Here is a 16,615-nt window from a genome sequence, read left to right on the forward strand (position 1 = left end):
ATATAATTGATTTTTATGATTTTGTTTATAGATATAACAAACTATAAACATTCTGTTTAAATTGCTTTGGAGTATAACGGTGTATTTCTTCGTAAAAATTTAAACTGTTATTTTGTAAAACTTCTTCATCCATTGCTGTTACAAAGGCAGAAGAAATACTTTGAATATTGTCTGATTCTGCAAAAATTACATTATTTTTCGTGAATTCTTCAAATGCAGGAATACGACTTGCAATAACAGGAATCTTATTTAATCCAGCCTCCAGAATAGGAATTCCAAACCCCTCATAAGAAGAAAGCATTACAAGTGCAGTACATTTACTTAATAAATCTATCTTTTGTTCATCAGTTATATAACCAAGAAACTGAATACAATCCGAAAGGGAATGAGATTCAACATATGCTTTCAAAGTTTCATATTCTCCGGATTTTGAACCTGCAATAAACAATGTATGAACAGAGTTTCTGTTATTCTTTTTAAAATCCTCAAACCCTTTTATTGTATTTAACAAATTCTTGTTTTTTCTCATTGCCCCAATACATATAAAAAATGGTTCTGAAGCTTTTTTATCTATGCTTAAAGTTGTAGTCAATGGTAGTACGGAGATTTTCTCTGCTGAAATATGTTTATACTTAATTAAATCATTTTTTGTCGTTTCAGAAACAGAAATCAGAAAAACACTTCTTTTTACAACATCTTTATAAAACTTTGTATAATTCCATAGGACTGATTTCTTGTAATTTTCCGGATATATAGCATGCATCAAATCGTGCACAAATGCATATTGTTTTGCCTTTTTGGGAACAATGGGAATAAACCCATCTGAAACATATACATCAAATTTTTGTTTAACAAAAAAAGTGATAGGCAAAAAATATCTTAAATATCTGAAAAGTCGATACTTAAAATCCGACATATAAATACAATGGATATTTATCTTATTTTCGAATGTCTTTTTGTTTGAGATTACCCAAACATCAAAATCAATTGCAGAAAGGAGATTATAATAAACTTCTCCTACACCCGTTCGATTTTGGTCATTAAACTGTAAACCTATAGTAAATAATATTTTTTTCATATGACTTTGGATTCCGTAGATATTATTTCCTTAATACGATAAAAGCTATCTGGCTTAAAAGGATTAAAGATATTATTGTAAATATAATGTGCATTCGAATTACCTTTATAAACTCGTAAGAATCCATAAAGGAAAATAATTATGTAAAAGTAACATTTCTGCTCTTTTGTCAGCAAGGAATATATCATTGGAAAAATAAAACAATAAGAAATCAAAAATAACGGTGGCAACCGTTGAACAAAAATATAGATTTCATTAAAGAAGAAGAAAATAATAAAATAGATAAAAGCCATATTAACAAAGACAACACCAAATTTGAATTTTTCTTCTATTATTTTTTTATATTTCAAGAGTAAAATAAAGGAAAAGAAACGTTCCAGAAATCCAATTGTAATTCTCCCAGAAACTGATAATGGATTCACTTTATCAGTATATGCCAAAACTAAATGCGATATTCTTCCAAAATTTGTATTAGCAAAAGGTGTTAAAACAACCCCAACCCATTTTATCTTTAAGAAAAAAAACAGCAATCCTATACCATATATAATTACAAATATATACTTTCGTATCTTTTTGTTTAACAAGAAATAGAGTGGCAAATAAAAAAGTGAACTTAAATGAAATAAACATCCAAATAAATTTAATAAAACATACTTATAGAACTTCTTATTAACGATATATCGGATACTATACAAGAAAATCATTACTGATTTTAAATTTCTTACCATGTTTATTCCTAAATGTGAATCGGCTATAAACACATAAAAAATTAAAATAGCAATACCTTTATATTTTGGAAGATAATCTCGTAAACATAAATAGAATATAATATAATCAAAAGCAGAATTAAAAAAAGAAAACACCCAATAATTATTAAAGAATGATTTAAATAAAATCATAAAAACGCAAAAACCTTTTTCCATTCCACATTTCTTGAAAAATAATTCCAATTCTTTTGTGGTTAAACCAAATATTTTGGGTGCATTTAAAAAAGCATTCTCATAATTTATACAATCAGATCCAACATACCAGCGTCCACCAATAAAGAAAATTATTATATAAATCATTAAAAATGCATAATAACTATTTTGAAAGTTAAATGCATTAATATTATTTCTTAATTTTATCTTTCCGGCTGAAATTGTGCTTGGAAATGATAATAAAAATAAGATAAAAAAAATAGCTAAATAAGGAAATTGAATCATTTTTTGCTATTACTCCGGATAAGATTTTCTTTTTATCATTTCATATAGTTTTACGATTTGTTTATTTGTAAAAAGCATAAAAGGAGATAAAAAACGTCTCCTCTGATAAAGTGCATATAAATCTTTCGCTATATAATTAACTCCAAATTTTTTGCAATATTCATTAACAGAAATATGTTCACAAATTACTTCTAAAGTACTGCTTCTTTCATTATTTTTGGTAGTGTATAAAGTATTTATTATATTATCATAATGATAAATTCCAATTCCACCAAATGCAGAGGTACATCTTACATAGGATTCCTTTTTTAGTTGTCTCTCCAGCTCATCTATATTTATAAACATTTCCTTATAGGTTAACTCATCATGCTCTGCATTATATGGAATATATGCAAATATATCATATGGTTTCAGAAGTTTTCTATATTTGAGAAAAGATGAATAAAAACATCCATTAGCAAAAATACAAGACCAGTCTTTAGGCGCATTTTTTATTACTGAAACAAAATTTTTATAAGCAAAATCATCTAAATCAGAATCAAAAATAGTTATGTAATCAGTATGAATGTTTTTTTTCCTTATTATTTCTAAATATTTATTTCTGAAAAAAGCCATTTTCTCAATTCTGTATTTGGAAGCACCAGCATTTGATTTTTTTGTTTGTCCAACAGGAAATGTAGATTGATTATAATCTTTACAATCTATAAAATAATTTTTATGATTTTTCTGCCAATCAATAAGTAAATCTTTAGTTCCATCTTTACTATCATTCTCAATAACTATAACATAGGAGTTTAAGAAATAATTTCTAATATATTCTATTTTCTCTAAATTTTTGCTTAAATTATTATAACAATTACGTGCTAATAAACAAAATGTAATACTTTCTTCTAGCATTATATAACCACCTTTTTATTTTATTACTCGAGTTGTTTTTCCAGTTTCACCTTTAAAGAAAGCTGTCATACCTAAAAACATATATTTTGCATATTTCAATTTACCTTTAGTCAAATAAAATAAAATATATATAAAATAAGTTAAAATCTGAAAATACACGTGTTTTGGAAATAATTCTTTTATCATTAATAATTCATTTCGAGTATTATAGTAATAATATATAAGTTTTCTTTGAGGATTTACTCTTGCACATTCTGCATGATAAACTACCGCTTTTGAGATTGCATAAATTTTCCAGGTGGAGTTTCTTACTCGTAAACAAAATTCAGTTTCATCACTATATAAGAAGAAGCTTTCGTTCATAAATCCGCAGTCCTTAAAAACTTCTTTTCGTATAAACATAGATGCACCTATGATACAATCACAAGTAACAAATTCAGGAAGCTCACAATCCGAAGGCTCACCGGCATAAAAACATTTTCCAGGAGTTAGTCTGCCAATTTTATTCGGCTTAAACAAACATCCTCCTAAAGCCTGCAAAGTATCAGTATCTGGATAGTGAACTAATTTTGCACCAAGAATACCACAATCCAAATGTGAATTGGCAAAACTAAACAATTCAGTTAAACAATTCTCTTCAATAAGAGTATCAGGATTCAATATCCAAATAAAACGTGAATTAAATTGTTCTAGAGCATATTTAATTCCATAATTGTTTCCGGCACAATAACCTTTATTAATGTCTGTTTTAATTACATATATATTTTCATTTGAATTATATAGTTCAAGCAAGTTATTAAAGTCAGTATTGGGAGAACAATTATCTACAATAACAATATTATACAAAACATTATTCTTTAATTTTTGTAAACTTTTGACACATTCAATAGTTTCTGCAAAGTTATTATAATTTACTATAATGATAGAAACATCCATTAGTATTTATATCCTTTTAATTTTGTATAAGAATTTTATCAAGAATATCTTCTGAGAGGGGCTCATATATTAAAGTCTTTTTTTCAGTAAAAGAATCAAATAATTTTACTATATCAATTGATAACAATCTTTTTCTTAAATTTTCATCAAATCTCCAGCGTATAAAATGAGCAGGATTACCTCCAACGATTGAATATGGTTCAACATCTCGTGTAACAACTGCACCGGCCGCTATTACAGCCCCCTGTCCTATACTAACCCCACTGCAGATAATAGCATTAGTACAAATCCATACATCATCTGAAATTATTATATTTCCTTTTGAATCAGCTTCTTTTTCATATCCAAAACATTTTACTTTAAACGGAAATGTAGAAATACAATTTATCTTGTGTTCCCCACCTAATAAAAACTTTACTCCATTCGCAATCGAGCAATAATTTCCTATAACTAACTTATTATTTGACGGACTACCATCAAATACATCAATAATGCCATAGGACTTTTTACCAACTACAACTTTTTTTAAGTCACAAAAATTCATAATTGTTGTTTCATTATGTTTATTTTGCTTTCTGTATTTTTTTCTAAATAAATATAAGTTTATATAATAACTAACTATCATATTACTATTATTTCCAATTTATAATTTCAATCTTATTTTATTAAATAATTGTCATATAGTTGTGAAAAAAAATCAGCACAAGCTTTATATGAAGTTGTTGATAATGCCATATTTCTACAATTATCTACAACTATTTTATATTCTCCAGGGGATAATAAATACCACCATTTAATTCCATCTGCAAACGCCTGTGAAGAAATCTCTTTTGCAACAAAACCTGTGTTTTTTCCATTAATGACATCAATAGCCGTTCCTATATTAAATGCGACAACAGGAACACCGCAAGATATAGCTTGATTAACCATCATTGGTCCTGCATCTATAACTGAACCGGATAGATACACATCTGAAGCCTGATAAAGTTTTATTAACATTTTTGAATCAACATAACCGTATGTCTTACAATTAAATTTTACAATTGAACCAATCTCTTTCCCCGCATGACCAGCAAGAATTACTAATATATTCTCTCTCTCATTATTTGAAAGATTATTATAGAAAATATTCATTGCATCCAGAACATATTTTCCACCTTTTTTTTTATCATTCAAATTTTGACAAGCAAAGAAAATTACTTTTTTATTCTCATCTATATTTAATTCTTTTTTTGCAAGACTTTTATCAACAGGACAAAACTTATCTTCATTAATTACTGGAAAAATATATTCTTTCCTAATATTCTCTAATATTGGACTTTTTGATGCATAATTTTCATCCATGTATTTGTTAACCAACATTACAGGATGTATTTTTTCATAAATTCTTTTTTTTTCAAGAGCATTCTTATAAGTAAAATCTTTTTTATTTTTAGAATACCATATTTCACATGCACCACAACCATTTTCAAATGTAGAACAATCTGAAATAAAATGACAACCACCAGTCATTGGTGAATAATCCACACACACAATAAAAATAGGGCATTTATATTTATCATACAGCGTTTCTAATGATACAGCACTGAGCATTTCTTGCCAAAAAAGAATTAAAACAAAATCATATCTTTTATTATTAGGAAGCGATTTTAGTAATTTTCTATTTGAAACAGGAGGTTTACATTCATATTTATAAAAGAAACATCGTTGAAAATATTTTTCATAATTACGTCGTGTAATAATTCTGAAAAGTTTAAAATCGATACGATGAATAATTCTTTTTAGCCTTATTAATTCTTTTTCTATTATATTATCTTTTATATATAAAAAATCTGGATACTCTAAAGACTTTTCCTTAGTAAGAAAATCAACATCTGCACCAGATTTTTTAAGTGCATTATAAAAATCAACGGCTAAAACCCCAGATGCTATAAATGGGTTGGCAGAAGAAACTATTAAAATATTTTTATTACAGTCCATTTTTAAGTCCCATAACTTTTTGTTTTATAGAATTAATAATCTCAAGTAAAAATTCATTTCTAAAAAGCAATAAAATAACAGTGTATACAAATGCACTAAAAATCATACACACAACAGTTCTTATTATAAGATTTCCAACACATTTCTTTAGTAATAAACATATAATTGTAATTATTATACTACCAAATACTGGTTCTAAAAAAATCTTTGATTTTTTATTTATCTTAATTCTTTTATCAACTGTAATTATCAAAAGTATTAAAATTAATAAAGAACTGACTGCTGTTGTCATAGCTGCAGCATAAACTCCAAAAAAAGGAATAAAAAAATAATTAGTAATTACATTAAAAGCAGCTGTTATACAACAAATAAACATAAACTTCTTTTCATTACCTGAAGGCAAAAGAACTATATTTCCCAAAAAACTGCCTCCAACAAGACTGAATAAAAAAGCAATAAGTAAAATTTTTAAAACTAAAGGCGATTCAATATATTGACTTCCACCTATCAATAATATAATTTCATCTGAAAGAACAGTGGCACCTGCATAACAAGGAATGCCCAACAAAAGAATATATCCTAAAATTTTACGTAAAACTGAATTAATACGTTCATAATCTTCATTCGCAAAAATATTTGATAACTTTGGCAAAAGTACAAATAAAACAGAAGCAATTAACTGACTTATCAAATTATTGATTTTTACAGCTGTAGAATAAATTCCAACTGCATAATCATCTTTCATTAGCCCCAACATTGTTACATCAGCCGTATTAAAAATGGTCTGAGAAAGAATCATAACAAATAAATAAATAATTGGTGCTAAATGTTTCTTCCATTCAATTTTAAATATCAACTTCATTTTACAATACTTTCGTCTGTAAAAAATATTTGCAATATTTGCTCCACTCGCAGACATTATAGATATTACTGCATATTTATAATAATCATTTGAAGTTCTAACAAAAACAAATATCAAAATAACATGAAGTATCTGAAAAAGAATCGTTCTAATCGCTATATAAAAAAAATCTTCCATAGCAGTATTAATCCAATCAGCCCCTAGTGTTGTAAATATAATACTACTTCCATAAACAATGATTAATACGCGATAATTATCTAACTTTCGAAAAAAAAATAAAGACAAAAAAAGAAGTATATAAGCAATAAATGTTGTCAAAAGATTCATAGAAAAAATTTGAGAAGAAATATTATCTAACATCTCTTTATTATCCCTTACTTTTGCACATTCTCTTATCGCATAAGTCCCGATACCTAAACCAGCAATTAAAGAAAAATAACTTATAAATGAATTAGCAAAATTTACCTTTCCAATATTTTCAGGCATTAAAATCCGAAGAACATAAGGATAAGTTATTAACGGAAAAAAAATAGTTGAGCATGTTCTTATAACATTTAAAACTGCATTTATTTTTATACTTTTAGTTTGCATCTTTGTTAGTTTTATTGTATAAAATTATTTGAATTTTTAATCACTTATATATGAATAAAAGTCATTTCTTAATATTGAAAAAACAATCATATCTTTATATTCACCTTCCGTATAAATTTTTGAAGGTAATAGACCAGATTCTTTAAAACCATTCCTTAAATTAAAATTATATGAATGTTCATTTCCTTTTATTACATATGCATAAATACAATTTAAATTTAACTCTTTAAAAGCAAAAGTTAGTAAAGCTTTATAAGCATCATCTGTATCATTTTTCATCCTTTTACTTTTATCGGAAATATTAATTTTTATACCAATTTCTGCATTTGAATTCTTATAATCAATATTTTGCAACATAACCATACCTAAGGTATGGCCATTTTCTAATTCAATCATAAGTCGAATAGTTGAATTAGTATTAGTATAATTATTTATCCAATTATCCTGCATTGATTTACTGACTGGAAGATGTAAATTCCCAACCCATCTATCAATATCAGGGTTATTCATCATTTCAAGAAGCAAGTCGCAATCCTTTGCCTCTATAGCTCGAAGCGTTACACATCCATATTTTATGAGCATAGCATATTACCCTTCATAATATAATATCCATAACGATTAGAACTATCAGTAATCGTATGCCCATCAAACTCATGTTCAATAAATTTTCGTTCAAGCTGCCATCCATCATTGAGCATTTCTTCACAATCAGCCATATCTTTTTCAGTAAAAATAAATCGAACAGCGGCGTTTCTTGGTTCTACAACTTTTTTGAAATCAGGTTCATTTCCAAGTGCAACATCAATTACCATTTTAGTAAAATCATAACCTGTTGAAATCCTAACAAGATCAGAACCAATACAGTCTCCACCCATTCGTGAACCAATTTCAATAATCTTTATATTTCCATCATCATCGATTTTAATTTCAGAATGACTTGCACCTTCTGTTATCTTAAGACTGTTTAATGCGTGGTAAACAACAGATTTAATTTTCTCTACCATTTCTGCACTAATAGGGGCAGGTTCATTATGTCCAGTTTCAATAAAATGAGGGGCTCCGGTTGTTATCTTTTCTGTTACTGCAAGAAGAGTTGGCTTACCATGAAATGAAACACATTCTACACTGTATTCTTTTCCTTCTGCAAACTCTTCAATCATTGCCTTGTGTTCAAAAGATTCATTGCACGCAGATTTTATAGCTGCCGATAATTGCGATTTATCAGTGATTTTTGTAATACCGCGACTTCCACTTCTATCTGTTGGTTTTACAATAAGAGGATAAGAAAAATCAGAAATATCAAACTTTTCATTTTCTCCAACTTCAATAAACTTTGGAATTGGATCACCATTTTTCTTAAATGCTTTTCGCATTAAAAATTTATTAGTTGCAATTTCTGAACATTCAATAGAGTTTGCATTAAGCCCCATTTTTTCAGCAACATAATCAACTGTAAGAACTGCTAAATCAGAAGCAATAGAACAGATACCATCAATTCCTATTTCCTTACATTTTTCTAAAATTAGCTCTTTTTCAATAATGCTAATAGGGTAAAAATAATCTGCATCAGCCTTTCCTACAGCTCCATCCTCCCATGCGAAAACATGAGTTTCTAAACCCATTTCTTTTGCTTTAAGAATGAGTTGTCGCTGGAAATCATTTGCTCCTATAATTGCTATTTTTTTCATTATATAAAATCCTTAATCTATTCTATCTAATAACTATTTTTGTCTTCAATAAAGTCGTAAGTTTCTTTTCTATTTGTAACATTCCAAAAGATATAATTATCATTAAAATTGTATAAAGAACCATCTCTAAGAAACTTGTAGTATTTAATTTAAGCATATTTTTGAAAATTATAAATAAATAAAGTCCAGGTACATGCCATAAATACATCTCAAATGAAATAGCCCCAAGCATAAAAAAAACATTCCAACTAAAAAGCTTTTCACATGATAATAATATTATCAGAACAGATGGCCAAATCATAAAAGTAAAGATTCCCCACTGATCATCAATTCCATTTTTCAAAACAGAACATACTCCACAAAGTGCCAGACATAAAATCGAATATGCAACTAAAATTTTTTTTGGTACATTCTTATAAATATAGTGAAACACCATCCCTAAAAAGAATGCTGAATATCCACGTCCTGTAGCAAGATTTAAGAAAGGTATATTCAATTTATAAGTTACCGCACTTACACCTGCTACCATCATTGTAAAGTACAAATATTTTACATTAATAGTCAGCCTTAAACTTATCCAGTTTAATGTATATACAATGATATAACAGATAAGTAGAACACATAAATACCAAAGAGGATTATTTATTCCTAAACTTATATTACCTATACCCCCCCCCACAAATGTAAGGGTAACACTATTCAACAATTGCCATAAACCAATTGTAATACCTTCAGGAAATTTTCCAAGACAGATTCGATACAATAAGTAGACTATAGCTGTAACAAGTACGCTCAAGATCGCCATAGGATAAAGTCTTATACATTTTCCTGTAATCCATTTTCTAAAATTTACAAATAACTTTGATTCTACTCCTAACGCTGTAACAAATCCTGAAATAATAAAAAAACATTCTACTACATACCCAAAAGAGATTAGTCCACCATAAAAGTTAATTCCAGAAAACTGAACACCAGTAATTTGCTGAAAATGATGGAAAATAATTATTACAGCAAGAATAAATTTTAAGAAATCAAGCGAATGAAATCTCTTTGATACTTCCATTTTTACATTCCAAAAAACTGTTTTACAGTCTTAATAACAGATTCAACTTCATTATCTTTCATACCATACCAAAGAGGAAGTCGTACAAGTTTATCACTTTCAGATGTGGTAAATTTATCTTCACCGTCAAAACGTCCAAACTGTATGCCTGCAGGAGCAGAATGAAGTGGAATGTAATGGAATACACAACCAATTTCATGCTCTTTCATAAAACTAATAAATCTTGTTCTTTCTTCCAGATCATTACATTTTATATAGAACATATGTGCGTTATGAACACAACCTTCTGGAATTACAGGTAATTCAATTTTGCCAGAATCTGAAAGCGATTTGAATGATTCATAATATTTGTTCCATACTGAAAGTCGTGAATCATTTATTTTATCTGCAACTTCAAGCTGTGCCCATAGGTATGCTGCATTCAATTCACTTGGAAGATAACTTGAACCGTAGTCTACCCAAGTATACTTATCAATCTGTCCGCGCCAAAATTTTGAACGGTTTGTACCTTTTTCACGAATAATCTCTGCTTTTTCAATATCTTCTATATTTGTATTGATTACGATTGCACCGCCTTCTCCCATACTGTAATTCTTTGTTTCGTGGAATGAATAACAACCATAGTCACCTATAGTACCAAGAGCTTTTCCTTTATATGAAGACATAACAGCCTGTGCAGCATCTTCTACCACTTTAAGATTATGTCGATGAGCAATGTCCATAATTGTATCCATTTCACAGGCAACACCTGCATAATGAACAACACAAATTACCTTTGTTTTATCTGTGATGGCTTGCTCAATAAGCTCTTCATCAATATTCATTGTATCTGGTCTTACATCTACAAATACAATTTTGCAGCCACGCTGTACAAAGGCATCTGCAGTAGAACAGAATGTATAACTTGGCATGATTACTTCATCACCAGGCTTTACATCGCAAAGCAATGCCGCCATTTCCAATGCAGAAGTACCACTTGTAGTTAATAACACCTTTTTAGCATTGAAGCGTTTTTCAAGCCATTCATTACATTTTTTTGTAAATGAACCATCTCCACAAATCTTATGATTTGAGATAGCCTCGGCAATATATTCATTTTCTTTTCCAGAAAATGGTGGTACATTAAAATTTATCATAATTTATCCCTCATTAATTATTTATTAAAAAAATTAGAAGCATCTTCTTCATTGGCAGGCAAGCGTTATTTCAGACGTCACCCATAGCTCTTTTTTTACTGATTTTTATTGAGTTGTATTTTTCACGAAAAATTTTGTACAGCCTTCAGAAAACACAAACTCATTATGTTTATTGTTACTAAAAATCTTCGAAATATTTCTTAAAAACTTTCTGTAACTGTGGTGTCTTTTTCGCACCTTCCTGAAGTTTTGTAATGAGCTCAGGTGTAGCATTCTCATATCTTATTAGTAATCCACGAGAATCTAACTCGTCTAAATCTTTTTGAGTCAATGCTTCGGCTTTTGCATAATACGCATACGAAAATGGCTCTGTCAGGAAAGAGTGCTCACCTTGTGCAAGAACGCAAGTTCTATCATACCTTGTCATTCCTTCATGCACTGTCGAAATCGGAATCACGAGCGCCCTATCATCTTCAGAAACATGAGAAATAACAATTCTTAAATGCTTATGCAACTTACCATCAGGGGCAATATCAGAGATTCCCCTGAAGGCAAGACCTTCTTCTAATGTGTATGAAATAGAGAGGCCTCTTCTTCAAATACTTTCTTTTCTGCAATAAGAAGCTCAATCTCTTTATCAGAGATACCGACGGCTTTCATGACATTCTCTAAAGGAAGCGGTATTTCCTCACCTTTTTCAACAGGAGTCCACTCTGGAAAGCGGCTATCTGCATGAGCATACTTTTTCATATCCTCATAAGAATATCCATAGAACTGGTCTGATACAGATCCCAAAATATTTTCTTCAAAATCAGAAAGGTAGGCATCTGAAATAGCAGTATCTAAAAGTGAAATCTTATGATCTTTGACAGAAAAACAAGAATTCCATTTTTTTTGATCATTCACATTTTCATTCTTGTCTTTTATGAATGTATACAAACCTTTTAATACAGGACCTCTGTTCATGGATACATACGAATCTCCTGTTATCGCATTTCCTATAGCATCAATAGAACGCCTGTCTGCAATATAACATTCTTTTATGAGATTGTAATAATCCATTGAACCGTTATTGCGCTTTAATATAAAAGCAACAACTTGCATCAGTTTGTCTGTATTCATATAAATAAATTTATAATAAGGTTACCATTCCGTCAAGGATAAAAAGTTTTAAAGACACCTTCTCCATTGGCAAGCGGTCGTTATTTCAGCCGTCACCAACAATGGATCTGTTCACCATTTGACATACGTGCTTCAACCAAACTCCGCGTCAAATAATGGTTGCCTTTAATTCTACTATAGTACGATTTTTTATTTTAGGTTGTCAATATATTCAAATTATGAACAATCTTATTTTTCTTCTTTTTTCTGGAGTTCCTGGTACGACAGGCTTAAAATTCGCTTCCCGTCCATAAGCGTAACTTCAAAATTTATACGCTTATTCGATCTGTTCACATCCGAAATAAAGCCTTCCATCCCCTTAAACAAGCCGTCAACAATCACAATCCTGTCGTTTACATCAAACCGGACATTCAGGATAGGAATAACGCTTCCGTATCTCAGGAACGAGGTCACAAGTTCGGTATCTCTTGCGGACAAAGGTTTTATGTCTTTATCATTGGGAAGAAAACCTATAAAGCCCTCTTCATCTTTTATATCCTGGATTCTTGAAAGGTTGTCCGTCTCCCAGAAAACATAGCCCGGAATCAACGGATCTATATATTCTTTGCCGCTTTTTAACCGCATCTGCTTTCCGATGCAATGAAGCTTTCCGTTATGCTCATCTGGAACGGAATCAAAGAGAGGTTGTATTTTTTCTATAAATTTATTCTCAAAACCGGTTTTTACCCAAATACAGTAATAATTGCTCATAGTCTAACTCTTCGCTTACTCAATACGATTTGAAATACTAACACATTTTTATGATTAAGTCAGTGAATCTGTGCAAGATAAGTGCTTGCCGTGCCCTGATTACGAATGAAGGAAAAATTTTAATCCCGTAAACATCCAATCGGAATCACATAAACTCCATCTGGTCTTCGGTATGCATATTCTGTACCCGTAATTATAATAAGCAAATCAGGTTCCCGAAGAAGTGGTGCACTTCCTTTTTCGTTATATTCGCATACAAGACGTTTTATTTCCAGAAGATGCGAACTTGCCTCTTCAATCTCATTACTTCCCAATTTGAATTCAATGAGAGCATATTTCCCGTCACGAAGATGAAGAACACAATCAGCTTCCAGATTGTATCTGTCGTGGTAATACGAAATCTTTCCGTCAGATTTGGCACTGTACGCACGCAAATCCCTCATGCACAGGCTTTCAAATATAAATCCGAATGACTGCAAATCCGTCATGTAATATTCGGGATTCAAGCCTGAAGCTGCAACGGCTATCGAAGGGTCGCAAAATCCTCTCTTTTTACCGGAACGAATAGCAGAAGCAGACCGGATAGAAGGACACCAGGCATCTATATCCTGAATGATAAAGAGTTTTTCAAAAGCCTGAATATAAGATGACAAAGTATCATGAGAAATTGATTCAGATGCCGATACAACATCCTTTAAAATATTGCTTTCTTTTGCCAGTGTAGAAATGTTCCGGGCATAAGACCTTAAAATCTGCGCAGCCCATACTGAATTTCGTTTTACACCATCAACGGTAGAAATATCTGTCTCACACACACTGTCTATGTAATCGCGCGCAATCTGCAGTTGTGCACGGTCAGATTTTCTTGCAAGAAATCCAGGCCACCCACCACGACAGGCAGCGAAAATTATCTGTTCTATTTCCAAATCTGACTTTGCTTCTATCTCCATCTGCGGATTTACAAATAAAGCAGAAAGTGAAACAGTTCCGTTTGACTCCCCTGTCTCAAAAAGGCTCATTGTCTCAAGGCGCATCCTTGCGATGCGTCCAGTCCCAGAATGATTTATCTTTGATTTATCAACGGAATTCGAACCTGTTAAAATATATAAGCCTGTTTCATTCCTGGCATCAACAGAAAGTCTCACCGCATCCCAAAGAACAGGAGCATCCTGCCATTCGTCAATCAATCTTGGATTCTCACCAGAAAGCAACAGAGAAGGTTTTGTCGCAGCCGTCTGAAGATACCCCTGCCGTTTATCAGGATCCTGCATTTTTATGACACTTTTTGAATGATGTTCTGCAAGCGTAGTTTTTCCGCACCATTTTGGGCCTTCTATCAAAACAGCTCCACTACATTCCAAACGAAAAGCAAGTTCCTCATCCTGCAATCTCTGTCTATATTCCATGTCGAACTCCGATTTCTATTATAATCGTTCGTAGTTTTTGCGCAATATCAATCGTAGTTTTTGCTGTATTTTAATCGTAATTTTTGTGGTATTTTAATCGTATATATTGAGATTTTCGCCTCGACTGTAAAAAAACATTATACAGTAGTAGTCCATGTCATCTGACGTAACTTCACTTTTCTTCTTTCTTTTGCAGTTCCTGGTACGACAGGCTTAAAATCCGCTTTCCGTCCATAAGCGTAACTTCAAAATTTATACGCCTATTTGACCTGTTCACATCCGAAATAAAGCCCTCCATTCCCTTAAACAAGCCGTCAACAATCACAATCCTGTCGTTTACATCAAACCGAACATTCAGGATAGGAATAACGCTTCCATTTTCCACTAAAGTATGATTTATTGTATTTTTCCCCTTAACTAGAAGTGCCTGCTGATTTTTCTTAGTGTTTTCATCAGCAGCAGGAAATGTCACCGGAACAGAATAAAAAAGAGCAGCTTTCGCACAATTTTTTATACGCATTTATAAGTCGCTTATTAGTATTTTTAGAAAAATTAATATGCTTTACATTATTGTTTTCTAATTCTATTACCAGTTCCTTAAAATTAGCCGTAGGCTGATCAAAAAGAATATCTGGTGCATTAGCCTATATACGAATGCAAAACAGACTTCAGCCTCAAAACAGAAAGAGCTTTAGAAGTTTTGAAACATCACTGGTCATTTTGGCTCCCCCATTTGATTTTTTCCAAAACATATTCTGCAGAAACGTCTTTTATCCAATACCGCCTTAGAAGGCTGGCAATTTCCTCTCCCCTTAGCAAATCTGCAATTCTGTCAAAAACCAAATCACTTTTCCCGGTAACAATATTTTCAATTATCATCAGACAGTCGTTCCCTTCTGTCTCTTGCTTTCTTTAATAATTTCTTCAATATTAAAGAATTTCTGTCCACAAGGAATATGTATTTTATTTATATAAGCTTCCGTGTTTTGTATTCCCCAGGATTTTAGAATAGAATCACGCTTTAACAATTCAGAATCAAGTTTATCATTTTCCAATAAAACTTGCTCACATGCTAATTGATAATCAAATAAAAAAAGATGATGATTTCCAAAATTATTCAAGGAATTTAATATCGCATTTCTCCATGTTAAATCTGACTCTCCTAGAGATAATCCAAATGCACATATTACATCTGCCCTTTCTATTCTGTCTTTAGCAATTCTCATTTTATTCGGATCAAATTCATTATTAAAATATGTTTTTACAAAAGCTTGTTTTCCACGTGCTGTCAATGTATAACTTGAATTAACTTGCTTTTCATTATCCATACCCATAATCAGGTATTTATCTAATTTTCCATGAATATGAAAAACCTTTTCTGTGCCAAATACCAGATTTATTAAATAATCAAAAGTATTTGTATAATTAAACGAGATAAAATTAATATTATTTGAACTTCGTGTATGTATATCTTTTATAATATTTGAAATTCGCGGTGTCATTTTCGAATAATAATCCAAGACTGATTTTCGCATTTCTTCAATTAATAAAGGTTTAATATCTTCATTATTAGATACATATTCGATAAATTTATTCTCTTCTTGTTTTAAATATTTTTGTAAGTAATTTCGGAAGTCTTTTATACATTTAATAAAATCAACTTCTGAATCCAAATCTGCAGCATATCTTGCCATGCCTTCTTCAAAATCACTCCAGTTTTTGTAATCTGAAGAGATTTCTTTCTTAAATTTCCTTATTATTTCAGAATCCGATTCACCAATCTTACAGTAAGAATCATAAACATTCTCGTAGCGAGTTTTCATTCCACAACTAAGATCAAATCCATTTCCAATTAAAAATAGTATACTCATTATTACCCCTTACAAGATTCTCTCCTCAAA

General features: G+C 30.6%; 18 protein-coding genes. All 18 read right to left on the reverse strand.

Annotated features, from left to right (window positions below):
• Positions 1-25: 25 nt before the first annotated feature.
• A complete protein-coding gene (locus tag HNP76_RS09790) occupies positions 26-1,078 on the reverse strand; it encodes a glycosyltransferase family 4 protein (RefSeq protein ID WP_184659992.1) in 1,053 nt (350 codons plus the stop codon).
• Complete coding sequence (locus tag HNP76_RS09795; protein WP_184659993.1) at positions 1,075-2,283, reverse strand: EpsG family protein; 1,209 nt, start codon at positions 2,281-2,283, stop codon at positions 1,075-1,077. The genes HNP76_RS09790 and HNP76_RS09795 overlap by 4 nt, the downstream gene beginning before the upstream one ends.
• A gap of 9 nt (positions 2,284-2,292) precedes the next feature.
• A complete protein-coding gene (locus tag HNP76_RS09800) occupies positions 2,293-3,180 on the reverse strand; it encodes a glycosyltransferase family A protein (protein ID WP_184659995.1) in 888 nt (295 codons plus the stop codon).
• 15 nt (positions 3,181-3,195) lie between these two features.
• Positions 3,196-4,116 carry a glycosyltransferase family 2 protein gene (locus HNP76_RS09805; protein ID WP_184659997.1) on the reverse strand — a complete coding sequence of 307 codons (921 nt, stop codon included), beginning with the start codon at positions 4,114-4,116 and terminating at the stop codon, positions 3,196-3,198.
• A 16-nt stretch (positions 4,117-4,132) separates the two neighbouring features.
• Positions 4,133-4,741: a CatB-related O-acetyltransferase gene (locus tag HNP76_RS09810; protein ID WP_184659999.1), complete on the reverse strand. Its 609-nt coding sequence runs from the start codon at positions 4,739-4,741 to the stop codon at positions 4,133-4,135.
• A gap of 32 nt (positions 4,742-4,773) precedes the next feature.
• Complete coding sequence (locus tag HNP76_RS09815) at positions 4,774-6,096, reverse strand: glycosyltransferase (RefSeq protein ID WP_184660001.1); 1,323 nt, start codon at positions 6,094-6,096, stop codon at positions 4,774-4,776.
• Positions 6,086-7,549: an oligosaccharide flippase family protein gene (locus tag HNP76_RS09820; protein ID WP_184660003.1), complete on the reverse strand. Its 1,464-nt coding sequence runs from the start codon at positions 7,547-7,549 to the stop codon at positions 6,086-6,088. Before HNP76_RS09820 ends, HNP76_RS09815 begins: the two co-directional genes overlap by 11 nt.
• A gap of 36 nt (positions 7,550-7,585) precedes the next feature.
• The gene (locus HNP76_RS09825) at positions 7,586-8,131 is read right to left on the reverse strand and encodes a GNAT family N-acetyltransferase (protein ID WP_184660005.1); all 546 of its coding nucleotides are present in this window, start codon (positions 8,129-8,131) and stop codon (positions 7,586-7,588) included.
• Positions 8,122-9,237 carry an ATP-grasp domain-containing protein gene (locus tag HNP76_RS09830; protein WP_184660007.1) on the reverse strand — a complete coding sequence of 372 codons (1,116 nt, stop codon included), beginning with the start codon at positions 9,235-9,237 and terminating at the stop codon, positions 8,122-8,124. The genes HNP76_RS09825 and HNP76_RS09830 overlap by 10 nt, the downstream gene beginning before the upstream one ends.
• A 22-nt stretch (positions 9,238-9,259) precedes the next feature.
• On the reverse strand, positions 9,260-10,300 hold the full coding sequence (locus tag HNP76_RS09835) for an acyltransferase family protein (RefSeq protein WP_184660009.1): 1,041 nt from the start codon (positions 10,298-10,300) through the stop codon (positions 9,260-9,262).
• A gap of 2 nt (positions 10,301-10,302) precedes the next feature.
• Complete coding sequence (gene rffA / locus HNP76_RS09840; protein WP_184660011.1) at positions 10,303-11,436, reverse strand: dTDP-4-amino-4,6-dideoxygalactose transaminase; 1,134 nt, start codon at positions 11,434-11,436, stop codon at positions 10,303-10,305.
• A gap of 178 nt (positions 11,437-11,614) precedes the next feature.
• Positions 11,615-11,863: a hypothetical protein gene (locus HNP76_RS09845; protein ID WP_184660013.1), complete on the reverse strand. Its 249-nt coding sequence runs from the start codon at positions 11,861-11,863 to the stop codon at positions 11,615-11,617.
• Positions 11,864-12,000: 137 nt separating this feature from the next.
• Positions 12,001-12,558 (reverse strand): Panacea domain-containing protein, encoded by a 558-nt coding sequence (locus tag HNP76_RS09850; protein WP_184660015.1) that lies wholly within the window; start codon positions 12,556-12,558, stop codon positions 12,001-12,003.
• Positions 12,559-12,786: 228 nt separating this feature from the next.
• Positions 12,787-13,308, reverse strand: coding sequence for a transcription termination/antitermination protein NusG (nusG, locus tag HNP76_RS09855; RefSeq protein WP_184660017.1), 522 nt, complete (start codon positions 13,306-13,308; stop codon positions 12,787-12,789).
• Positions 13,309-13,427: 119 nt separating this feature from the next.
• Positions 13,428-14,714, reverse strand: a complete 1,287-nt coding sequence (locus tag HNP76_RS09860) for an ATP-binding protein (RefSeq protein WP_184660019.1) — start codon at positions 14,712-14,714, stop codon at positions 13,428-13,430.
• Positions 14,715-14,886: 172 nt separating this feature from the next.
• Positions 14,887-15,186 (reverse strand): transcription termination/antitermination protein NusG, encoded by a 300-nt coding sequence (gene nusG / locus HNP76_RS09865; RefSeq protein WP_184660021.1) that lies wholly within the window; start codon positions 15,184-15,186, stop codon positions 14,887-14,889.
• A 236-nt stretch (positions 15,187-15,422) separates the two neighbouring features.
• Complete coding sequence (locus tag HNP76_RS09870) at positions 15,423-15,593, reverse strand: hypothetical protein (protein WP_184660023.1); 171 nt, start codon at positions 15,591-15,593, stop codon at positions 15,423-15,425.
• The gene (locus tag HNP76_RS09875; protein WP_184660025.1) at positions 15,593-16,585 is read right to left on the reverse strand and encodes an AbiH family protein; all 993 of its coding nucleotides are present in this window, start codon (positions 16,583-16,585) and stop codon (positions 15,593-15,595) included. Before HNP76_RS09875 ends, HNP76_RS09870 begins: the two co-directional genes overlap by 1 nt.
• Positions 16,586-16,615: the final 30 nt, after the last annotated feature.

Origin of the sequence: Treponema ruminis, from assembly GCF_014201975.1 — a bacterium.
Classification (GTDB): Bacteria; Spirochaetota; Spirochaetia; order Treponematales; family Treponemataceae; genus Treponema_D; species Treponema_D ruminis.